Annotated in this window: 17 protein-coding genes; 14 read left to right on the top strand and 3 right to left on the bottom strand. The window is 65.1% G+C overall.

Annotated features, from left to right (window positions below; translation table 11 throughout):
* Positions 1-13: 13 nt before the first annotated feature.
* Entirely contained in the window at positions 14-1,063 is a 1,050-nt protein-coding gene (gene mutY, locus GPK94_RS02780; protein ID WP_215654314.1) for an A/G-specific adenine glycosylase, read from the bottom strand.
* Between the two features lie 37 nt (positions 1,064-1,100).
* Positions 1,101-2,045 carry an RluA family pseudouridine synthase gene (locus GPK94_RS02775; protein ID WP_215654313.1) on the bottom strand — a complete coding sequence of 315 codons (945 nt, stop codon included), beginning with the start codon at positions 2,043-2,045 and terminating at the stop codon, positions 1,101-1,103.
* Positions 2,046-2,242: 197 nt separating this feature from the next.
* Here GPK94_RS02775 and hemW point away from each other — a divergent pair, with 197 nt between their 5' ends.
* The 4 genes from hemW to GPK94_RS02755 all read left to right on the top strand — a co-directional run bounded on the left by hemW (position 2,243) and on the right by GPK94_RS02755 (position 8,280).
* Entirely contained in the window at positions 2,243-3,454 is a 1,212-nt protein-coding gene (gene hemW, locus GPK94_RS02770; protein ID WP_215654312.1) for a radical SAM family heme chaperone HemW, read from the top strand.
* Between the two features lie 181 nt (positions 3,455-3,635).
* A complete protein-coding gene (locus tag GPK94_RS02765; RefSeq protein ID WP_215654310.1) occupies positions 3,636-6,728 on the top strand; it encodes a phosphodiester glycosidase family protein in 3,093 nt (1,030 codons plus the stop codon).
* 224 nt (positions 6,729-6,952) lie between these two features.
* Positions 6,953-7,441, top strand: coding sequence for a TraX family protein (locus tag GPK94_RS02760; protein WP_215654309.1), 489 nt, complete (start codon positions 6,953-6,955; stop codon positions 7,439-7,441).
* Positions 7,442-7,473: 32 nt separating this feature from the next.
* A complete protein-coding gene (locus GPK94_RS02755; RefSeq protein WP_215654308.1) occupies positions 7,474-8,280 on the top strand; it encodes a Cof-type HAD-IIB family hydrolase in 807 nt (268 codons plus the stop codon).
* A gap of 50 nt (positions 8,281-8,330) precedes the next feature.
* Here GPK94_RS02755 and GPK94_RS02750 read toward each other — a convergent pair whose 3' ends face one another.
* On the bottom strand, positions 8,331-10,583 hold the full coding sequence (locus GPK94_RS02750; RefSeq protein WP_215654307.1) for an EAL domain-containing protein: 2,253 nt from the start codon (positions 10,581-10,583) through the stop codon (positions 8,331-8,333).
* A 260-nt stretch (positions 10,584-10,843) separates the two neighbouring features.
* Here GPK94_RS02750 and GPK94_RS02745 point away from each other — a divergent pair, with 260 nt between their 5' ends.
* From GPK94_RS02745 to aroE, 10 genes are all read left to right on the top strand, one after another.
* Positions 10,844-13,159, top strand: coding sequence for an S-layer homology domain-containing protein (locus tag GPK94_RS02745; protein WP_195279352.1), 2,316 nt, complete (start codon positions 10,844-10,846; stop codon positions 13,157-13,159).
* Positions 13,160-13,301: 142 nt separating this feature from the next.
* Entirely contained in the window at positions 13,302-14,741 is a 1,440-nt protein-coding gene (gene proS, locus GPK94_RS02740) for a proline--tRNA ligase (RefSeq protein WP_101691649.1), read from the top strand.
* A gap of 614 nt (positions 14,742-15,355) precedes the next feature.
* On the top strand, positions 15,356-16,369 hold the full coding sequence (gene aroF / locus GPK94_RS02735; protein WP_101691653.1) for a 3-deoxy-7-phosphoheptulonate synthase: 1,014 nt from the start codon (positions 15,356-15,358) through the stop codon (positions 16,367-16,369).
* 13 nt (positions 16,370-16,382) lie between these two features.
* Positions 16,383-17,447: a 3-dehydroquinate synthase gene (aroB, locus tag GPK94_RS02730; protein ID WP_215654306.1), complete on the top strand. Its 1,065-nt coding sequence runs from the start codon at positions 16,383-16,385 to the stop codon at positions 17,445-17,447.
* Positions 17,444-18,730, top strand: a complete 1,287-nt coding sequence (gene aroA / locus GPK94_RS02725; protein WP_215654305.1) for a 3-phosphoshikimate 1-carboxyvinyltransferase — start codon at positions 17,444-17,446, stop codon at positions 18,728-18,730. The genes aroB and aroA overlap by 4 nt, the downstream gene beginning before the upstream one ends.
* Complete coding sequence (locus tag GPK94_RS02720) at positions 18,727-19,707, top strand: chorismate synthase (protein ID WP_215654304.1); 981 nt, start codon at positions 18,727-18,729, stop codon at positions 19,705-19,707. The genes aroA and GPK94_RS02720 overlap by 4 nt, the downstream gene beginning before the upstream one ends.
* An 18-nt stretch (positions 19,708-19,725) precedes the next feature.
* Entirely contained in the window at positions 19,726-20,892 is a 1,167-nt protein-coding gene (locus GPK94_RS02715; protein ID WP_193538597.1) for a bifunctional chorismate mutase/prephenate dehydratase, read from the top strand.
* The gene (locus GPK94_RS02710; RefSeq protein ID WP_186963508.1) at positions 20,889-21,383 is read left to right on the top strand and encodes a shikimate kinase; all 495 of its coding nucleotides are present in this window, start codon (positions 20,889-20,891) and stop codon (positions 21,381-21,383) included. The genes GPK94_RS02715 and GPK94_RS02710 overlap by 4 nt, the downstream gene beginning before the upstream one ends.
* Entirely contained in the window at positions 21,380-21,832 is a 453-nt protein-coding gene (aroQ, locus tag GPK94_RS02705) for a type II 3-dehydroquinate dehydratase (RefSeq protein WP_101691659.1), read from the top strand. Before GPK94_RS02710 ends, aroQ begins: the two co-directional genes overlap by 4 nt.
* 61 nt (positions 21,833-21,893) lie before the next feature.
* Positions 21,894-22,763 (top strand): shikimate dehydrogenase, encoded by an 870-nt coding sequence (aroE, locus tag GPK94_RS02700; protein WP_215654302.1) that lies wholly within the window; start codon positions 21,894-21,896, stop codon positions 22,761-22,763.
* Positions 22,764-22,888: the final 125 nt, after the last annotated feature.

Raw genomic sequence — 22,888 nt, 5'->3', positions numbered from 1 at the left:
TTGGTGTGTGATGTCAGAGGGAGGAACGCAGCCGGGCGGACACGGTATCCGAGAAGGCCTGGAAGGCGTTGGGGATGGCATAGACCTCCTCCAGCTCCCGCCCGTCGGCCCAGACCCAGCCGTCGGGGAGGATGTCGTCCGCCGTCTCGGCCAACAGGGCATGCATGTGCCACTCGATGTGGGAGAAGATGTGCTTTCCCGCGCCCCCCGCTTCCAGCGTGCGGGGGGTGACGCCCCAGGCCTCCAGGGCGGCGGGGCCGGCCTCCACCTCGTTGGGGTACTCCCAGAGTCCCGCCAGCAGGCCCCGTTTGGGGCGGCGGCGGAGGGCCACCCTGCCGCCGTGGAAGAGGAGAAACACGGTCCGTTTCTCCACCCGGCGGGCCTTCTTGGGGGCCTTGACCGGGAGCTCGCCGGTGAGCCCCTCCTGATAGGCAGTACAGAAGGAAGCGGCGGGGCACTGCTCGCACAGGGGCGCGCCGTTGGGCAGGCACACCAGGGCGCCCAGCTCCATGAGGGCCTGGTTGTAGGCCCCCGGGAACTGTTTGGGCATGGTCTCCAGCAGGGCGGCGCGCATCCGGGCCTTGGTAGCGGCGTTCAGAATGTCCCCCCGGTCACCGGTGATCCGGGCCACCACACGCAGGACGTTGCCGTCCACCGCGGGGACCGGGATGCCGAAGGCGATGGAGGAAATGGCCCCCGCCGTATACTCCCCCACCCCGGCCAGGGAGAGGATCTCCTCGTAGGAGGCGGGAAAGACCCCGCCGAACTCCTCCATGATCTGCCGGGCGGCCTTCTGGAGGTTGCGGGCCCGGTTATAGTAGCCCAGCCCCTGCCAGAGCTTGAGAAGGGTATCCTCCTCCACGGCGGCCAGATGGGCCACGGTGGGGAGGGCGTCCAGAAAACGGCGGTAGTAGTCCAGCACCGCCGCCACCCGGGTCTGCTGGAGCATGATCTCCGAGATCCACACGTGGTAGGGGGTGGGATCGCTGCGCCAGGGGAGCACCCGGGCGTGCTCCTGAAACCACTGGAGCAGAGGGATGGGAAGCTGTTCAAGTTGATTCACGATTGTCCTCCGGGGAAAGAGTTTGCCCCTTATTCTATCATACCCGCTCCGGGCCTTCAAGAGAGGGAGAGAGGGAAGAAATCTCCAGCAGGCGGAGCAGGTCCGGGGGCAGGGGGGCCGTCCGTTCCAGCACGTCCCCGGTGATGGGGTGGCGCAGGGAGAGAAGCCAGGAGTGGAGGGCGGGACGGGGGATGAGGTTAGGTTCCTCCCGGCCGTAGAGAAAGTCCCCCGTCAGCGGACAGCCCAGGTGGGCCATGTGGAGCCGGATCTGGTGGGTGCGCCCGGTCTCCAGCTCCAGGCGCACCAGGCTCCGACCCTCGCCCCGGGAGAGCACCTCATACCGGGTGCGGGCGGGGGCGCCGTCGGGGCGGACCTCCCGCCAGAGGAGGGAGTCCTCCGCCCGGCCGATGGGGGCATCCACCAGTCTCCGGTCGGATGGGGGGCACCCCTCGCATACAGCCAGGTAGACCCGGCGGAAAGCGGGAGTGTGGAGCTGCTCCTTGAGAAGCTCGTGGGCGTGGGCGTGCTTGGCCACGCACATGAGGCCAGAGGTCCCCCGGTCCAGCCGGTTGACCGGGCGAAACCGGGCGATCTGCCCCGACGTTTTGTAATAATAGGCCACAAAATTACCCAGCGTATGGTCAAAGTGGTCCGGGCTGGGGTGGACCGCCACCCCGGGGGCCTTGTTGAGGAGGAGAATGTCCGCGTCCTCATAGCGGATGTCCAGAGGGCCGGGGGTGGGGACAAGGGTCTCATCCGCCTCGGTGTCCCCCACCAGGACGGAGAGCTGCTGCCCGGAGCGGGCCCGGACCGTGACAAAGACGGGCACGCCGTCCAGCTGGATGCCGCCGGGCACGCGCTTGGCCCGCTTCACCGAGGTGCCCGACAGGCCCAGAGTCCGCCGCAGCAGGGTGTCCACGGTGCTCCCCTCCTGGGCGGGGGAGACGGTGAGGGTGAGCCGCCGGGGAGAATGATCTTCCATGCCGATTCCTCCTGTGTGCAAAGGGCTCCCGGCCGGGCGGGAGCAGGTATATGAAGTATAGCAGGGGGGGCGGAAAAGTCAAGGCCGCCGCCCTGCCGGATACGGAAGAAGCTGGAAACGCTTTTCAACTGGGGAGAAACAGGGTATAATAAAAAAATATAGAGAATAGAAAGACCCTGATCGGAAGGTGTACCTGTATGGCTGGAAAACTCGGAATCTATATCCACATCCCCTTCTGCCGCAGAAAATGTGACTACTGCGACTTTTACTCCCTGGCCGGACGGGAGGGGCGGATGGACGACTATCAGAAGGCGCTGATCGCCCACATCCGGGAGACGGCCCCTCTGGCCCGAGGCCATCAGGTCGATACCATCTATTTTGGCGGAGGCACCCCCAGCTACTACGGCGAGAAGCGCCTGCGGGAGCTGCTGGGTGAGGTCTGCCGCCGGTTTGACGTGGCCCGGGACGCCGAGGTCACCGTGGAGTGTAATCCCGACAGCGTGGAGAAGAAGATGCTCTGCCGCCTGCGCCGGGCGGGGGTCAACCGCATATCCCTGGGGGTGCAGTCCTGCTGCGACCGGGACCTGGAGGGGCTCCACCGGCCCCACACCTTTGCCCAGGCCAAGGCCGCGGTCCAGGCCGCCCGGGAGGCCAAGATCAAAAATGTGAGCCTGGATTTCATCTACGGCCTGCCCCACCAGAGCATGGAGGCCTGGAAAGAGAGCGTGGAGAGCGCCCTGGCCCTGGAGCCGGAGCACCTCTCCTGCTACGGCCTGAAGGTGGAGGAGGGGACACCCCTCTACACCCGGGTGGAGCGGGGGGAGATCCTCCCCGACGACGACATGCAGGCCGACATGTACCTGTGGATGGTGGAGCGGCTGGCCAAGGCCGGATACAAGCAGTATGAGATCTCCAATTTCGCCCGGCCCGGCTTCCAGTCCCGGCACAACCTGAAATACTGGATGGGACGGCCCTACATCGGCTTCGGGCCGGGGGCCCACTCCGACTTCGGAGGACGGCGCTACTCCTTCGTGCGGGACCTGGACGCCTATATCGAGGGGGTGCTCCACGGCGGGAACATCGTGGACGAGTCCGAGCTCATCCCCCAGCGGGAGCGGGGCGGGGAGTATCTGATGCTCCGACTGCGCACCACCCGGGGCATCGAGGAGTGGGAGTACCGGCGGGAGTATTTTATGAACTTCGACCCCATCGAGCAGAAGCTGGAGGAGTACGAGCGCCGGGGCTGGGCCGCCCGGCAGGACCGGCGGTGGTACTTTACGCCCCAGGGGTTCCTGGTGTCCAACCAGCTCATCGGCGCCCTGCTGGAGATCCAGGAGAAGGCGGCCCTGGACACCCTGCTTCCCCGCCTGCGCCGGAACGTCCGGGACACGGAACCGGGCCAATCCTGAGAAAATCGGGGAGAAAGACGGCTTTCGGTTTACAAATGAGCGGCGATGTGTTAACATAACAAAGTATTGGCGCGCCCGGAGCGGTTTGCCCGGGCGCCTTTTCCTGGCCGGAGGGGGTCTCTCCGGCCGGTGAGGAATCGGGATTGGACCGGCTGTGAACAGCCAAGGAGGTTTTTTGTACATGAGCATTTGGAGCAAGCGCGCCGCCGCCGCGGCCATGGCCCTGGTCATGGTGGGGAGTACCGCGGCCTCTGCGTCGGTGGCGCTGGGACATGACATCCACAGCGGCAGCGTGGGACTCTCCCCCGGGACTGGCGTGGACTTCCAGATCTTCTGGAGCGACACCTATTCCGACCTGCGCACCGAGAACTATCTGACCTATACCCCCAACGCCGACGTGCGGCCCACCATGGCCTACGGCAAGAGCATCACCAGCCGGGAGACCCTCACCACCATGGCCAAGACCCTGGAGAGTCAGGGCAAACGGGTGGTCGGCGGCATCAACGGGGGCTACTACTCCTTCTCCACCGGAGCGCCCGAGGGGGTCATCATCACCGACGGCATCCTGCGCTCCACCCCGTCGGCCGACAGCTCCCAGGGGGGCGGCTCCTGGTACTACGGCATCGGCTTCCGGGAGGACGGGACGGCCTTCATCGGCCAGCCCAAGATCGCCGTCCGGGCCAACTTCGGGGGCCAGACCTACAACATCGCCGGCGGCCTCAATAAGGTGCGCAGCGATACGGGCGGGTATGTGCTCCTCAACAGTGATTTCGGCAGCACCACCAACAACACCAGCGCTGGCGTGGACGTGATCCTCACCCCGGTGCTGGACGGAGTGGGCGAGACCGTCACCCGGGAGGACGGAGCGGTCCTCACCCGGCGGGAGGCCCCCGCGGTCATGAGCCGCATGACCTTCACCGTGGACCAGGTGCTGGAATCCAACTCTTCCATCGCCATCCCCAGCGGGAAATATGTCCTGACGGTCAACAATAAGAGCGGCGAGGCGGCCACCGCCCCCCTCAAGGCCCTCAAGGCCGGGGACACGGTGGAGGTGGACTTTGCCACCAGCGACACCCGCTGGACCGAGGCGGTGGAGGCCACCGGCGCCCCCAGCCGCCTGGTGAACGCCGGACAGGTGGACTACGCCAGCTTCATCAACGACCCCAACGCCAAGACCCGCCGGGCCCGCACCGCCATCGGTCTGAAGGCAGACGGCAGCGTCGTCTTCTACACCATTGACGGGGACCAGTCCGGGTACAGCGTGGGCGCGACACTGGAGCAGGTGGCCATGCGCCTGATCGAGCTGGGCTGCGTGGAGGCAGTGGCTCTGGACGGCGGCGGCTCCACCACCCTGGGCGCCACCTATCCCGGTGAGAGCACCCTGGGCGTGGTGAACAAGCCCTCGGGCGGCTCCCAGCGGGCCAACAGCACCGCTATTTTCCTCACCACCACCCTGACGGCCACCGGCGTCCTGGGCTCCTACTATGTGACCCCCAGCGACGCTATGCTCCTGGCGGGCAGCAGCATCCAGCTCTCCGCACAGGCCCTGGACACCGCCTACTACCCCATGAGCGACACCACACCGGTGAGCTATTTCATCCAGAATGGGGACGGACTGGTCACCACAGACGGCCTCTTTACCGCCGGCAGTGAGAGCGGCACCACCCAGGTCACCGCCAGCGGCGGCGGCGCGGAGGGGAGCGCCACCATGACGGTGGTCAAGACCCCCGACTCCATCTCCCTGCGGAATGAGAGCAGCGGAAAGTCTGTGACCGCCCTCAATGTGGCGCCCAGAGAGCAGGTCAACCTGAAGGCCGACGCGGTCTACCGGAAGCTCTCCCTGGTCTCCCAGGACAGCAGCTATACCTGGACCTGTGACCCGGCGGTGGGCACCGTGGACCCCAACGGCGTCTTTACCGCCGGGAGCGAGGGAGCCAGCGGCACCCTCACCGTGAGCGCCGGCGGGAAGAGCGTGAGCATCCCCGTCAGCGTGGCCGGACACATCCTGCCCCTGGAGAACTGTGAGGGGGACCTGTCCGCCTTTGTGAGCGGCGAGACCGTCACCGCCTCCCCCGAGACCGGACTGGAGCACGTGCGCTTTGGCCGCCAGAGCGTGCGTCTGGACTATGACGCCGCCCAGAACGGTACCGCCGCCCTGAGCGTGAACCTGCCCATCACCGACGGGGAGCGCAGACTGGACCTGTGGGTCTACGGCGACGGCTCGGGCAACAGCCTGACCGCCAGCGTGACCGTGGGCAGCGGCGAGGGAGCCGCGGTGGAGCCTGTGGTTCTCACCGGACTGGACTTCACCGGCTGGAAGAAGATCTCGGTGGAGCTGCCGCAGGGCGCTACCGCGCTGAGTGGACTGAACATCATCTACGGCGGCGGGGCGCAGAGCCAGGGCACCATCTGGGTGGACCAGCTGACCACCGCTAACCAGCAGATGGAGGACAACGCCGCACCCAATGTGACGGTAAAGGTCTCGGGCAGCCAGGTCACCGCCACCGTCACCGACGATGTGGATAAGACCAGTTACGCCAAAAACGTGGAGGCCACCTATGACGGCACGCCCCTGGAGGTGACCTGGAACGAGAGCACCAACAGCCTGAGTGCCACCCTGCCCGCCTCGGATGGGAAGGCCCACCGGGTCACCGTGACCGCCAGCGACGCCAGCGGCAATCTGGCCCGGGCCTCGGCGGACATCGCCCCCGACGCAGCGCATGCCAATGTCTTTACCGATATGACGGGACACTGGGCGGCCAAGTATGCCACCTACCTCTATGATACCGGCGTGACCTCCGGCACCGGGGCACCGGGCGAGCCCCTCACCTTTGCCCCCGACCGGAACATCACCCGGGGCGAGTTTTTCGCCCTGGTGGCCCGCTGGCTGGACCTGGATCTGGAGCAGTACGCCGATGTGGAGCTGCCCTTTGCCGACGCCGATCAGGCGCCCGCCTGGGCCCTGGGGGAGATCAAGGCCATGTACAGCCTGGGCATCCTCAGCGGCAGCGAGAGCGGCGGAAAGCTCTACCTGAACGCCAATGCCAACATCAGCCGTGTGGAGGTCATGACCATTCTGGGCCGGACCCAGGCCAAGGGGTATGAGGCCCCCGCCCTCACCGCGGCCGACGCGGGAGACGTGCCCGCCTGGGCCCTGGACTATGTCCGCATCCTGGTGGGTCAGGGCGTGGTGTCGGGATACGGCAACAAGCTCAATCCCAACCAGTCCATCACCCGCGGCGAAGTGGCCACCATGCTCTATACCATGCGCTGAGCCCTCCCGAACGGGTGGGATCAGGCCGCCAACATGAGAAGCTGAAGCAAAACTGCCGCTCTCCGGAACACTCCGGGGAGCGGCAGTTTTTTCGTGTAGAGGGAGAATGTCTTACGTTTTCATAAAGAAAAGCGATGGATTCCCTTGGGTGTGTTGACGGAGCATGACCGGACCTGTTACAATCGGCCCTGCTGCGCGCTGCGGCGGGAAATGCGCTCTATCACATGCTGGGCGCTTCGAAGGGGCTGTATATATCCAATAACATCTTCTTCACACTGGCGCTGGGCGTTTTGATGCTGAACATCCTGGAGCAGGGGAGGAACACCCCACACCGGGGGAAAAAGGTCCTGTGTATCGGCGGTGTGGCCGCCGTCCTGGTCCTGGGGGCCGTTCTGGCAGAGGGAGGGATCATAGTCCTGCCCTTTATGCTCACGGCCTACGTCCTGCGGGACCGGGTCGCTCTGCGCAACGGGCTGTGGCTGGCCGGCTCGGCCGTGCTGCTGGCGCTGTCCTATGTGCCCTATCCGACCCGGTTTGAGACGCTGGTCATGCTGGGATATAATTCCGATTTCCTCTTTGTTCTGGCGATTCCCTTTCTGATGCTCTATAATGGGGAGCGTGGACCCAAAACAGCGGCGTCCAAATATCTGTTTTATGGATTCTACCCGCTGCATCTCTGGGTGATCGGCCTGCTGGCGCTGGCCGTAGCCTGAGTGCACGGAGCGGAGAAAAGGAGACGTGGGGTATGTATCGGCTCATCGCACTGGATATTGACGGGACCCTGATCGGTCCGGACGGCCGGGTGAGTCCCGCCAATCGGGAGGCTATCGCCCGGGCCCGGGCGGCGGGGATGAAGGTCGTGCTGTGCACCGGCCGCTCCTGGCAGGAGTCGGAGGATGTGGCCGACCAGGCCGGGTGCGACCGCGTGCTGGTCTGCCAAGGGGGCGCGGCCCTGGCCGATCTGGGTCTGCGGCGCAACACCCGCCGGTGGGACATGCCCCGGGAGACCGGATTGGCCCTGGTGGAGCGGCTGGAGCGGGAGGAGCTGGGCCTTATGCTCTTCGCCGGGGAGGAGCTGCTGGTCAATCCCAAGGGGGATGAGATCTTCCGCGCCTATCCCAGCGCCGGGTTCCACCGGTGCAAGCGGGTGGAGGGAAGCCCCGGCGCCGTCCTGGAGCGGGAGGGGCTGCCCCTGAGCAAGATCTATGCCCAGGGTGCGCCGGAGACCTTCCCGCCCCTGCTGGCGGAGCTGGGAGAGTACGCCGATGTGGAGCTGACCTCCTCAGCGCCCTATAATTTTGAGATCGTCCCCGCCGGTGTGGACAAGGGGACCGGACTGGCCGCCCTGGCCAGAGGGCTGGGGATCGCGCTGGAGGAGTGCGCCGCCATCGGGGACAGTGACAACGACCGGGGCATGCTGACGGCGGTGGGAATGCCCATCGCCATGGGAAATGCCACCGAGGCCATCCGCGCCCTGGCGCGCCGGATCACCGCCAGCAACCGGGAGGACGGTGTGGCAAGGGCCATTGACCGCCTGCTGGAAGAAAATTGAGGAGAAAACAGAAAGGGCCCGGGACGGAAAAACCGTCCCGGGCCGCTTGCTTACGGTACTTCCACTTCCGGCGGAGCGTCGGCCGGGCGGAGGAACCGCCGGCAGAACTCCTCCGCAGGGAGGGGGTGGGAGAAGTAATATCCCTGTACCATGTCGCAGGGATAGTGCTTGAGAAATTCCAGCTGCTCCTGGGTGGAGATCCCCTCGGCCACTGTCTTGAGGCCAAGGCGGCGGGCCAGCTGAAGGACGGCCTCCACCACAATGGCGGTGCGGGGACATTCCGGCTGGGAACGCAGCCCGTCAAAGAGGGATTTGTCCAGCTTGATGGTGTCCACCTGGACCTGCTGGAGCATATAGAGGGTGGAGTAGCCGCTGCCGAAGTCGTCGATGGAGCACTGGAAGCCCATCTGATGCATGGCCTCCACCACCTCGGAGAAGAAGGTGGGATTCTCCCCCATCATGGTCTCGGTGAGCTCAAACTCCAACAGGGAGGGGGGCACGCCGTAGCGCTCCTGGATGGCCTGATAGGCGGCCAGAGTGCCCACGGCCAGGTTGGCCCGGGAGAAGTTCACCGAGATGGGCACCGGCTTCAGCCCGGCGTCCAGCCACTGGCGCAGCTGGATACAGCTCTGCTCAAACATATACCGGTCCAGCCGGGTGATAAAACCGTTGCGCTCAAAGTACGGGATAAAGGAGTCCGGGCGGAAAAAGGCCTGCTCCCCGTCCTGCCAGCGGACCAGGGCCTCCGCCCCCACCACCCGGCGGCCGGCCAGGGAGAATTTGGGCTGGAGATAGATCTTGAAATCGCCGTTCTCCAGCGCGCGCTCCATCTGATTGCAGATGTTCTGCTCCCGCAGGCGCTGCTCCTGGTCCTCCGGACGGTACCAGGCACAGGTGGAGAGCTTGTCTGTGGAGTGCTGCCGGGCCCGCTTCCGGGCCAGGTTGGCCTGGTCCAACAGATCGGAGAGGGGATGGGATGGATCGTTGACCAGACACAGGCCGATGGTGAGATGGAGATAGTAGGGGGTGGGGGTGTGCTCGTTGAAGCGGTTGACATGGCGGGCCATCTCCTCCAGCCGGGCCTCCAGCGCGGCGGGAAGGTCCGCGTGAAGGAGGAGAAGGAATTGATCCTGGGTGTCCCGGGCCACCAGCTCTCCGGGCTGGAGGCGGTCCTGGAAGGAGCGGCACAGGTGGGAGAGGACCCGGTCCCCCGCGCTCTCTCCAAAGATCCGGTTGACCAGACCAAAGGCCTGGATATCCGCGCTGACCAGGACATAGGAGGCGGGAGGGGCCTCCGGGAGGATCTTTTCCACCCGCATGGAGAAGCGCAGGGCATTGTCACCCCCGGTGACGGGATCGGAGAAGGCCAGCTGCTCCAGCAGCTGGGTATGCCGCTGCTGCGCCCGGCGGAAAAAGTACAGGAACAGCAGGAAGGCCGCCCCCAGCAGGAAGCACAGAAGGATTCCCAGCAGCATGGCCTGGGAGAGGGAGCGGTTCATGCTCTCCAGCGGCGTACGCAGCAGCAAAAACCAGTTCCCGAACGGAAGGGGGAAGTAGGTGATGGCCGCCTCCTCCACCGTGTTGTGATAGTAAAAGATGCCCTGGCGGCCCTCAGAGAGGTCAGAGCGAAGCTGATCCAGGGAACAGTCCCGCTCGGGCACGGTGCGGGAGAGAAGGTCAAAGACATTTTCGCCCCACTGCTCCGAGAGAATGATGGAGCCGTCAGACTCTACAATGGTGATGCGGTCGGACTGGTTCTGGGGAAACCAGTGGGTCACAAACCGCTGGGTGTCCCGCCAGATGAGGGCGCCCAGAATGGAATTGTCGTGGCCTACGATGGGCACGGCGTACACCAGATACTCGGTCTGGTCGTCCAGGGAGAATTCCTGGCTGATCGCCAGTACTTCGGAGCCCTGGAGGGCCTGCTCCACAATGGAGTTGCCCGCCATGGAAAACGAATTGCCGTTGGTGAGGTAGAGCGTCCCGTCCGGCTCGGCCAGCGCCAGCTTGTCCAGGGTCTGCCCACCGGCCAGATTGCGCAGGTGGGTCAGCCGATTCTCCCGATCGGGCAGGTTGGCGCAGGTCTCGGCCGCCAGATTCAGGTTATAAAAATCTTCTTCGACCCGGCTGGTCACCGTGAGAACGGCGTTCTTCGCATTTTCCAGGAGATACTGGTCGGTATCCGAGCGCATCAGGTGGAGTACACGCAGCGTATAGGCCGTAGCACATCCAATCACAGCCAGACAGACCAGCACCAGCGCGGCAGCGGTCCAGGTCCGGGATTTGTCGGAAATATCCTTCATATACAGACTCCTGATCCATAGGATGAGGTGTTTTTTTGCACCGCAAAGTGGTTACATATGCATTTTATTTTATCACAGGAAGATAGGCGGCCGCAACCGTGTATTTTCCGGTCGAAGGAACGGCCTTTTGGACAAAATGACCCCGGCAGGTTGCTTTTTATATGGAGAGCGGATATAATTTGAAATAAGTGGAACTTTCCCTGCTGAAATGCGTCTGATGATTGGAAACATCCCAACGTCATTTTCCGGAGGTGTATGGAATGAAAGGAACAAGATGGCTCTCCGCAGCCCTGGCCCTGACCATGACGGTGAGTCTGAGCGCAGCGCCCGCGGCGGCGGCGACCTTTACCGATCTGAACGGCCACTGGGCCAAGGCCGATGTGGAATATCTCTCCTCCCTGGGGCTGGTCAGCGGATATAACGACGGGACCTTCAAGCCCGACGCCGCCATGAGCGCGGTGGAGGCCCTGCTCTTCTGTGCCCGGGTGACCGGCGTCGACAGCGCCACCAAGACCAAGATCGCCCAGGCCTGGGAGGATACCCTGAAGGAGATCGTGCCCGCCGATATGCTCACCTGGGCGGCCCCCGATCTGGCGGTGTGCCTGGAGACCGGAATCATCACGAGCGCCGAGCTCAAGGCCCTGGCCAACGGGAGCGGGCTGCTCAACGCCATCCACCGGGAGAAGGTGGCCCTCTACCTGGCCCGGGCCATGCAGATCGACGGCGCGGCCGAGAGCCTGACCGAGTACGAGCTGACCTTTGCCGACCAGGACAGTATCTCCCGGGACCTGCGGCCCTATGTGTATCTCCTCACCGACTACGGCATCCTCAAGGGGGACGAGCTCAACCGCTTTCTCCCCAAGAGCAGCGTGAACCGTGCCTCGATGACCTCTCTGATGCGCCGTGCCATGGACTTTATGAAGGAGAAGGGCATCACAGTGGAGCTGGCCGACTACACCACCTATGACTGGGTGGGCGGCACCATCACCTCCACCTCGGTGAGTAGCGGCGGGACCACCGTCCTCACCATCCAGAGCCCCCTGAGCGGCGCGCGCACCCTCACCCTCCCCGCCGGGGTCACCATCTATGAGAACAATATGAAGTCCACCGGCGGAGCCCTGAAAAACGGCTCCTATGCCCGGGTGAAGCTTAACAGCAGCGGCACCCCCACCGCCGTTTGGGTCAGCGGCGCGCTGGAGACGCTGTCGGGCAGCGTATCGGATATGGAGGGACATACTGTCACCGTGCAGACCGGCAGCGGTGTGCGCGACTTCCGGGCCGACCGCTTTACCGAAGTGCAGGTGGGCAACGCCACCGGCGGCGTGGAGCTGCTGGACGACGGGGCGGGCTATGCCCGGGCCGAGTGCATGGTGGACGCCCAGGGCCATCTGGCCGCCCTGCGCCTCACCGGCGGCACCCGGCAGGAGAATGGCCTGCTCTCCGAGGTGAAGAGCAACAGCGACGGGTCCTACACGGTGCAGGTCACCAGCATGAGCGGGGTGAAGACCCGCTATACCGTGCCCTCCGGAGCGGGGGTCACCATTAACGGCGCGGTGGGCAAGCTGAGCACCGGCCATGTGGGAGACTATGTGACCCTGCGGGTCTCCAACGACGAGGTTTCCACCGTCTCCGCCCTGAATGTGGATACCGCCTCCGACTATGTACAGGGCTCCATCCGCAGCGTGAGCTACTCCCAGACCCCCGGCAAGCTCACCATCAACGAGTTCAAGAGCGGGAAGAGCGTGACCTACACGGTGGCCAGCGGCGCGGTCATCACCTATGACGGCAAGGCCACCACCCTCTCCAAGCTGGAGAAGAACGCCTACGTGACCCTGCGCCTCTCGGGCACCGAGGCCGCCGAGGTCCTGGCCTATCCCGGCTCCTCCACCGAGGAGGGCGTCATCACGTCCATCACCTACGGCTCTCCCATGGTGATGGAGGTCACCCGCGCGGACGGACAGGTCCTCACCTTTGACATCGACCTGACCGATCCCCCGGAGGTCTACCGCAACGACGCGCGCAGCTCCATCGACCGGCTGAAAAACGGCGACTCGGTGGTGGTCACCGTGCGCTACCAGGAGGTCAGCTCCATCGACGCCACGCCCCAGAGCGCCAACGCCAGCGGCATCATCCAGAAGGTGACCATGGACACCAGTGGCACCCTCATCGAGGTGGCCCTCTCCGACGGGGGAACCGCCTCCTACCGGGTGAGCGCCGGTGTGTCGGTGACCCAGGACGGCAAGGCCGTGTCCATCGACTCCCTCAAGCCGGGCTATCAGATTGCCATGGTGCTGGACGGAGACCAGATCCTCTCCATCGAGGTGGACAAGAGCGCCGTCTCCTCCAACCAGATCGACGGCACCGTGCTCTATGTGAACACCTCCAGCGAGGAGATGCTCATTCAGCGGCGGGGCGAGGACCAGAGTGTTATCACCGTGGATGTCTCCGACGCCCAGCTCCTCTCCGTGACGGGGGGAGAGCTCTCCCTGCGGCAGTTCGAGACCAACCAGAACGTGACCATTTACGGCTCCTATGACGGCCTGACCTTCCGGGCCACGCTGGTCATCCGGACCTAAAACACAGCTTGCATGGCGGCCCGCGGGCTTACAGCCCCCGCGGGCCGCGTCTTTTCCCCAGGTGCGCCTTGACTTTTGGGGAAGAAGTGAATAAAATGAAGAGAACCGACACCAAACTGACAAAAAAGGATTGAGAAAAAATATGGCACAGGACAAAAAGCAGGTGGAGCAGATCACCGATATGGAGGTGGACTTCGCCAAGTGGTTCACCGACGTGTGCAAGAAGGCGGAGCTCATCGACTACTCCTCCATCAAGGGTATGTTCATCCTCCGGCCCTACGGCTACGCCATCTGGGAGAACTTTCAGAAGATCCTGGACGAGAAGTTCAAGGAGACCGGACATGAGAACGTATATCTCCCCATGCTGATCCCCGAGAGCCTGCTCCAGAAGGAGAAGGACCACGTGGAGGGCTTTGCCCCTGAGTGCGCCTGGGTGACCTACGGCGGCTCGGAGAAGCTGGAGGAGCGCTACTGCATCCGGCCCACCTCGGAGACCCTGTTCTGCGAGCACTATGCCAACATCATCCACTCCCACCGGGACCTGCCCAAGCTCTACAACCAGTGGTGCTCCGTCCTGCGCTGGGAGAAGACCTCCCGCCCCTTCCTGCGCCACCGGGAGTTCCTGTGGCAGGAGGGCCACACCATGCACGCCACCGCCGAGGAGGCCATCGCCGAGACCGAGCGCATGTTCAACATCTACGCCGACTTCTGCGAGAACTACCTGGCCATGCCCGTGGTGAAGGGCCGCAAGACCGACAAGGAGAAGTTCTCCGGCGCTGAGGCCACCTACACCGTGGAGTGCATGATGCACGACAAGAAGGCCCTTCAGGCCGGTACCTCCCACTACTTCGGGGACGGCTTTGCCACCGCCTTTGACATCACCTTCACCGGCAAGGACAACAAGCCCCACCATCCCTTCCAGACCTCCTGGGGCGTGTCCACCCGCCTGATCGGCGGCGTCATCATGACCCACGGCGACAACAACGGTCTGGTCCTGCCCCCCCGCATCGCCCCCACCCAGGTCATCATCATCCCCGTGGCCCAGCACAAGGAGGGCGTTCTGGAGGCCAACGAGGCCGTCATGAACCGCCTGAAGGCCGCCGGCATCCGGGTGAAGATGGACGCCTCTGAGCAGTCCGCCGGCTGGAAGTTTGCCGAGTACGAGATGAAGGGCGTGCCTCTGCGCCTGGAGATGGGCCCCAAGGACATGGAGAAGAACCAGTGCGTGCTGGCCCGCCGGGACAACGGCGAGAAGAGCTTTGTGTCCCTGGACAACATCGAGGAGACCGTCAAGACCATGCTGGACGCGGTGCAGCAGGGCCTCTTCGACAAGGCCAAGAAGAACCTGGAGGACAACACCTACGCCTGCTCTTCCCTGGAGGAGGTCAAGGAGAAGATGGCCAGCCAGGGCGGCTTCGCCAAGACCATGTGGTGCGGCGATCTGGAGTGCGAGCTCAAGATGAAGGAAGAGGCCGGCGTCTCCTCCCGCTGCATCCCCCTGGAGCAGGAGCACCTGGGCGATGTGTGCCCCATCTGCGGCAAGCCCGCCAAGCACATGGTGTACTGGGGCGTGGCGTACTAAGCGCGCCTGCTTGTCGAACAGGTTCGACAAGCATCTCAAAAATGCAAGCATTTTTTCGAGGGGATGCAGACCGCTGCGCGCATGGCCCGAAGGGCCAAACACTTGCGGCCTGAGCAGTGTTTTTTCCGACGTACACGCCGCCGGAAAAAACGATTTGACTCTCTTCCGCCGTCCGCAGACGGCGGAACTCTGCGAGGCGTTTGCATCACAGATCATAGAAATCCCCTTGATTGACAGACTACGAGGGCCGTCCCACCGGGACGGCCCTTCGTGCATAAAGGGGACAACGGGGATAGAAGAAAAATTCCGTGTTGCATTTCCGGAAAAATGGGGTTATAATGACCTCAACCTGTTAAAGTGAGGAAGTAACCATGAGACAGCAGCCCCTCACAACTGCATCCTATTTTGTTTCCTTTGGCTGGGCCCGATTTATGGGCGCCGGCTTTTTTGGCATGGGGAAATAAGAGGGATGAGATGAGTGGGGGACCTGCCGAAGGTCTATTCTTTGCCGCAATTTGTGGGCGCTCATTGAGTTCATCAATGAGCGCCTTTTGTTATGTAAAGCACAGGTGTACGGGCCGGAAGGACCCGGATACAGAAAGGATGGAAATACTATGGTAGTCGTAATGAAACCCGGCACGCAGCAGCAGGAGATCCAGGCCCTGGCCCACAGCTTTGAGGAGATGGGCCTCCAGGTGGGCATCACCAACGGCGTGGGATGCAGCATCCTGGGCCTGGTGGGCGACACCACCGCCGTGGACATGGACAAGATCTCCATCAATCCCCACGTGGAGCGGGTCATGCGGGTACAGGAGCCCTATAAGAAAGCCAACCGGAAGTTCCATCCCGAGGACAGCGTGGTGGACGTGCAGGGCGTGAAGATCGGCGGGGGCCACTTCGCCGTCATCGCCGGGCCCTGCTCGGTGGAGAGCGCCGAGCAGGTCACCTCCATCGCCCGGGACGTGAAGGCCTCCGGCGCGGCCATGCTCCGGGGCGGCGCCTTCAAGCCCCGCACCTCCCCCTACTCCTTCCAGGGCATGGGGGAGAGCGGCCTGGACCTCCTGCTGGAGGCCAAGGCGGCCACCGGACTGCCCATCGTCTCTGAGATCATGGCCCCCCGGTATGCCGAGCTCTTCGAGGAGAAGGTGGACCTGGTGCAGATCGGCGCCCGGAACATGCAGAACTTCGACCTGCTCAAGGAGGTGGGCAAGCTCTCCAAGCCCGTCCTCCTGAAGCGGGGCCTGGCCAACACCTACGAGGAGTGGATCATGTCCGCCGAGTACATCATGGCCGCCGGAAATGAGAACGTCATCCTCTGCGAGCGGGGCGTGCGCACCTTTGAGACCTACACCCGCAACACCCTGGACCTCTCCGCCATCCCCGCCATCCGGCAGATGAGCCACCTGCCCATCATCGTGGACCCCTCCCATGCGGCGGGCATGTACTGGATGGTGGAGCCCCTGGCCCTGGCGGCCACCGCCATCGGGGCCGACGGCCTCATCGTGGAGGTCCACAACGATCCCGCCCACGCCAAGTGCGACGGACAGCAGTCCCTCACCCCCGAGAAGTTCGACACCCTCATGAAGAAGGTGGAGAGCCTGCGCGCCTGGCGTGAGGGCCAGAACTGAGAGAGGAGCGGCCATGAAAACACTGAGGGTAGACCTGCCCGGACGGGCCTATGACATCCACATCGAACGGGGCGCCCTGGACCGGGCGGGCGAGCTGTGCCGCGGCGTGCTCCCCCGGTGTACCCGCCTCTTTGTGGTGACCGACTCCAATGTGGCCCCCCTCCACCTGGGACGGGTGGTGAAGAGCCTGGAGGAGGCCGGCTTTGAGACGGCCTGTCAGGAGATCCCCGCCGGGGAGAGCAGCAAGTCCCCCGCCATGCTCACCGAGCTCTGGGAGAACATGATGGACTTCGGCCTCACCCGCACCGACGCGGTAGTGGCCCTGGGCGGCGGCGTGGTAGGCGATCTGGCAGGCTTTGCGGCCGCCACCATCCTGCGGGGGGTGGATTTCATCCAGATCCCCACCACCCTGCTGGCCCAGGTGGACTCCTCCGTGGGGGGCAAGGTGGCGGTGGACCTGCGGGCCGGGAAGAACCTGGCCGGGGCCTTCTGGCAGCCCAAGCTGGTCCTCATGGACCCGGAGGTGCTGGAGACCCTCCCCGACGGCGTGTTCGCCGACGGCATGGCGGAGGTCATCAAGTACGGCTGCATTCAGGACGCCGCCTTCTTCGATTTCCTGGCCCAGCGGCCCAGCCGGGGGGAAATCATGGCAGAGATCGAACACGTCCTGTATACCTGCTGCGATTTAAAACGCACTGTTGTGGTGGAGGACGAGCGGGACGTGGGCGCCCGGCTGGTCCTCAACTTCGGGCACACCCTGGGCCACGCCTACGAGCTGGCGGGGAACTATACCTGCTGGACCCACGGCCAGGCGGTGGCCGCCGGGATGGTGCGGGCCGCCGCCCTGGGCGAGAAGCTGGGACTTACCCCTGCCGGGACGGGGGAGCGCATCGCCGCTCTGCTGAAGGCCTTCGCCCTGCCCACCGCCATCCCCTGCACGGCGGAGGAGTATGCCGCCGCTGTGGGGCTGGACAAGAAGGGAAGCGGGGGAGACATCCAGGTCCTCCTGCTGGAGGAGATGGGGAAGGCGGTCCCCCACCGGATGACCAAGGCCGCCCTGCTGGAGGAACTGAAATGAACGTGACCATTATCCCCAAGAAGCTGGCGGGGGCCATCACCCCGCCCCCGTCCAAGTCCCAGGCCCACCGGCTCATCATCGCCGCCGCCCTGTCCGACGGGTTCTGCCATCTGTCCAATGTGTCCCTCTCGGAGGACATCCAGGCCACCCTGCGGTGCATGCGCACCCTGGATGCCGACGCCTCGGCCGACGGCACTGTCATCCGGGGCGCCGACCTGGTGGACGGCCACGAGGACCCCGCCCCCACCGTCATGGACTGCGGGGAGAGCGGCTCCACCCTCCGCTTCCTCATCCCGGTGGCCCTGGCCCTCAAGGGGAAGGGGAGCTTCACCGGGCACGGCCGTCTCATGGAGCGGCCCCAGGAGCCCTATTTTGAGCTCTTCCGGGAGAAGGGGATCGCCTGGAGCCGGGAGGGAAGCGTGCTCACGGTGGAGGGACGCCTTACCCCCGGGATCTACGCCATCCGGGGGGACGTGTCCTCCCAGTTCATCACGGGTCTGCTCTATGCCCTCCCCCTCCTGGACGGGGACAGTGAGATCCATCTCACCACCGAGCTGGAGAGTCGGGGCTATGTGGACATGACCCTGGACGCCCTGGAGCGGTTCGGCGTGGAGGTAGAATATGACGGGGCGCGGACCTTCCGGGTCAAGGGGAACCAGATCTACCGCCATCAGGACCTGACCATCGAGGGGGACTGGTCCAACGCCGCCTTCTGGTTTGCCGCCGCCGGGATGGGGTGCGAGCTGGACATCCAGGGGCTCAATCCCCTCTCCTGCCAGGGGGATATGCGCATCGCCGCCCACTATGCCGCCCTGTGCGGGGAGGAGCTGGTCCGGGAGGCGGGGGAGGCGCCCGCCGCCCGGGAGGGCCGCCGGACGGTGGAGCTGGACATGAGCCAGTGCCCCGACCTGGTGCCCCCGGTGGCCGCCCTGGCTGCCCTCACCCCCGGGTGCGACACCCATCTGGTGAACGCCGCCCGCCTGCGCATCAAGGAGAGCGACCGCCTGGCCACGGTGACGGAAGTCCTCAATGCCCTGGGCGCCCAGGTGGAGGAGTACCCCGATTCTCTCCTCATCCACGGCCGGGCGTCCCTGGCCGGAGGGGTCACCGTGTCGGGCCACAACGACCACCGCATCGCCATGATGGCCGCCATCGCCGCTATCCGGTGCGAGGCCCCCGTGACCATCACCGGAGCGGAGTGCGTGAAGAAGTCCTACCCCAACTTCTGGAAGGAGTATGCGCGGCTGGGCGGAGCCATCCGCCGGAAGGAGGAAGCGGTATGAGATACACCATCTTCGGCGAGTCCCACGGCCCGGCCATCGGCGTGACCCTGGAGGGGGTGCCCGCCGGGCTGGCCCTGGACTGGGACTTCATCCGCGCCGAGCTCAAACGCCGCGCGCCCGGGCAGGACGACACCTCCACCCCCCGGCGGGAGGCCGACGAGGTGGAGATCCTCTCCGGCGTCTTTGAAGGCCGGACCACCGGCACTCCGCTGTGCGCCGTCATCCGCAACACCGACACCCGGAGCCGGGATTACAGCAAGCTCCGGGACATGCCCCGGCCGGGCCACGCCGATTACACCGGACAGCTCCGCTACGGGGGATACAACGACTACCGGGGCGGGGGACACTTCTCCGGACGGCTCACCGCGCCTTTGGTCTTTGCCGGGGCGGTGGCCAAGCTGGCCCTGGGGGAGCGGGGGATCACCGTGACCGCCCGGGTCTCCAACATCGGCGGCATATCTGACCCCACGCCCGAGCAGGCCCGGGCGCGCATCCTGGAGGCCAAGCGTGAGGGCGACTCGGTGGGGGGCTGTGTCCGCTGTACCGTGGAGGGCATGCCCGCCGGACGGGGCGCCCCTGACTTCGGGTGTAATGTGGAGGGGATCTTCTCCCAGTACCTCTTTGCCATTCCCGCGGTGAAGGGGATCGCCTTCGGGGCCGGATTCGGCTTTGCCGCCATGCAGGGGAGCGAGGCCAACGACCCCTTCTGCCTGGAGGGGGGCGCGGTGCGCACCGCCACCAACCACACCGGCGGCGTCAACGGCGGCATCACCAACGGGATGCCGGTGGAGTTTGAGGTGGTCTTCCGCCCCACGCCCTCCATTTCCAAACCCCAGCGGACCGTGAGCCTGAGCGCCATGGAGGAGCGGGAGCTGGTGGTGGAGGGCCGTCACGACCCCTGCGTGGTGCTGCGGGCCGTGCCCGTGGTGGAGGCCGCCGCCGCCCTGGCCGCCTGCCAGGTGCTGGGACTGGACTAGAGAGAGGAGCACGTGAGGATGAACGATCTGGAACAATACCGCCAGGAGATCGACGCCATCGACGGGGAGCTGGTACAGCTCTTCCTCCGCCGGATGGAGGTCACCGGCAAGGTGGGGGAGTGGAAGCAGAAGAACGGGGTGCCCGTACTGGACGCCGCCCGGGAGCGGCGGGTCATCGCCGCCAAGACCGCCCTCACCGACGACCCGGTGCGCCGGGCCGATCTGGCCGAGCTCTATGAGACCATTATGGCCATCTCCCGCCGTCAGCAGCGCAAGCTGGTGCGGGAGGGGACCGAGGACCCGGGCTACGCGGCCTATGCCGAGGCCCTGGCCAACGCCCGCACGCCGGTGGCCTCCCCCCGGGTGGTCTACCAGGGGGAGCCGGGCTGTTACAGCGAGGAGGCCGCCGTAGGCTTCTTCGGCGAGGGCGTGGAGAGCCGGGGCTGTCCCTGGTTCTCCGATGTGTTCGCCGCCCTGGAGCGGGGAGAGGCCGACTACGCCGTCCTCCCCATTGAGAACAGCTCCACCGGCTCCATCCGGCAGGTCTACGACCTGCTGGCCCAGTACCGCTACTATGTGGTGGGAGAGTATGACGTAAAGGTGGAGCACTGCCTCATGGCCCTGCCCGGCGTGGGGCTGGAGGACATCCGCACGGTCTACTCCCACGAGCAGGGCCTTATGCAGAGCGAGCGCTTCCTGGACACCCACCGGGACTGGCGGCGGGTCCCCACCCTGGACACCGCCGGATCGGCCAAACAGGTGGCCGAGAGCGGGGAGCGCACGGCTGCCGCCATCTGCTCCCGCCGGGCGGCCCGGCTCTATGGCCTGAACATCCTGGTGGAGGGCACCAACCACAATTCCCTCAACCACACCCGCTTCGTGGTGGTCTCCCCGGTCATGGAGATGCGCCCCGGGCGCAACAAGATCAGTGCCCTCTTCCACCTGCCCCACCAGAGCGGCTCCCTCCATGAGATCCTCACCCTCTTCGCGGTGCAGGGGCTCAACCTCCTGAAGATCGAGTCCCGGCCCATCCCGGGGCGGAGCTGGGAGTACCTCTTCTTCCTGGAGTTCTCGGGTGACCTGCTCTCCCCCGCCATGGACGGGGTGCTCCATGAGCTCTCTCAGCTCTCGGGTGAGATGCGGGTACTGGGCAATTTCCAGGCCTATGAGGGGGGAGCGGAATGAGGGGAAATCTCATTCTCATCGGCATGATGGGCTGCGGCAAGTCCACCGTGGGGGGCCTTCTGGCCCGCCGCCTGGGGTGGGAGCTGGCCGACACCGATTCCCTCATCGAGGCCCGGGAGGGCTGCTCCATCCCCGCACTCTTCGCGCAGCGGGGGGAGGGGTATTTCCGGGACTGCGAGCGGCAGGTGTCTGAGGAGCTCTCCCGCCGGACGGGACTGGTCATCGCCTGCGGCGGCGGCCTTCCCCTGCGGGAGGACTGCATCGGTCCCCTCCGGGAGAGCGGAACGGTCATCTTCCTCCACCGGCCCCCGGAGGAGATCTACGACAAGGTATCCATGGCCGGCCGGCCCCTGGGACAGCAGGGGCGGGAGGCCTTTTTGGCGCGCTACGCACAGCGGGAGCCGGTCTATCAGGCCTGCGCCCACCACCAGGTGGAGGTACAGGCCACCCCGGAGGAGACGGCGGCGCGCATTCTGGAGGTGCTCACATGAAATTTCTCATCATCAACGGACCCAACCTGAACCTGCTGGGCAAGCGGGAGCCGGGCATCTATGGGGAGAACAGCTATGAGAGCCTGTGCCGGCGGCTGGAGGAATTCGCCGCCGCCCACGGCTCCACCGCCGTGTGCTTCCAGTCCAACCACGAGGGGGCCATCATCGACGCCATCCAGGCTGCCGACGGGGTCTATGACGCCATCGTGATGAACCCGGGGGCCTTCACCCACTACTCCATCGCCATCCTGGACGCCCTCAAGGCGGTGAGCGTGCCCTGTGTGGAGGTCCATATCTCCAACATCCACCAGCGGGAGGAGTTCCGGCACAAGAGTGTCACCGCCCCCGCCTGTGTGGGCCAGATCTGCGGCCTGGGCCTCTATGGCTACGAGGCCGCCCTGTCCTACTTTCTCTCGCGAGAGAAAGTAGGCAAAGAGAGCTTTCAATAAAAGTCTGGCGTGGCTGGAGCAGAAGAGCGCCCAAGCCATTTTCAAGAAAGGAGACGCAGCCATGGAAGTCACGCTGCACAATACGACTCAAAAACTCTGTGTCATCGGGGACCCGGTGCTCCATTCCAAGTCCCCTCTGATCCAGAACACCATGCTGCGCGCCCTGGGACTGGACTATATCTATCTCTGCCAGCCGGTGCCCCGGGGCAGGGCAGGGGAGTGGCTCAAATGTGCCGCCTTCGCGGGCTACGCGGGCTTCAACGCCACCATGCCCCACAAGGAGGAGCTCCTTCCCCTCATGGACGAGCTGGACGAGGACGCCCGGATGTACGGCGCGGTGAACACCGTGTGCATTCGGGACGGGAAGTACTATGGCTTCAACACCGACGGCAAGGGCTTTCTGGCCTCCCTCCGCCATGCGGGGGTGAACACGGCGGGACAGCGGGTGCTGGTGCTGGGGGCGGGAGGCGCCGCCAAGGCAGTGGCCCCCAAGCTCTGCCAGGAGGGAGCGGCCCAGGCCGTCTATGTGGCCAACCGCACGGCGGAGAAGGCCCGGGCCCTGTGCGCCCCCTGGGGGGAGCGGATGATCCCCGCGGATTTCCGCCCGGAGACCCTGGCCGATCTGGCCGCGCAGTGCTCCCTGGTGGTCAACTGCACCAATCTGGGCATGGAGGGGACGACGGGACAGTTTGCCGACTTCTCCTTCCTGGACGCCCTTCCAGCCGGAGCGGCGGTGTGCGACCTTATCTATGCCCCCGCCGAGACCGAGCTTCTCCGGCTGGCGCGGATGCGGGGCTTCACAGCCCTCAACGGCCTGGGCATGCTCATCTGGCAGGCGGTCTTCGCCCTGGAGCACTTCACCCGCACCCCAATCGACGGGGCGGCCATGCTCCCCCTGGTGGAGGAGGCGCTGGAGGCACAGAGCAGGTGATCCGGATGAAAGAGGGACGGAATGGAAGGGCCATTCCGTCCCTTTTGCGAAGCTGCACAAAGGAAAGGGGCGGGATGCGCCCCGGAATCGGCGAAAAGCGGACGAAAAAAATCAAAAAACCTCTT

Source organism: Pseudoflavonifractor sp. MCC625, assembly GCF_018784545.1.
Classification (GTDB): Bacteria; Bacillota; Clostridia; order Oscillospirales; family Oscillospiraceae; genus Pseudoflavonifractor_A; species Pseudoflavonifractor_A gallinarum.
This window is presented reverse-complemented; position numbering and strand designations above follow the sequence as displayed.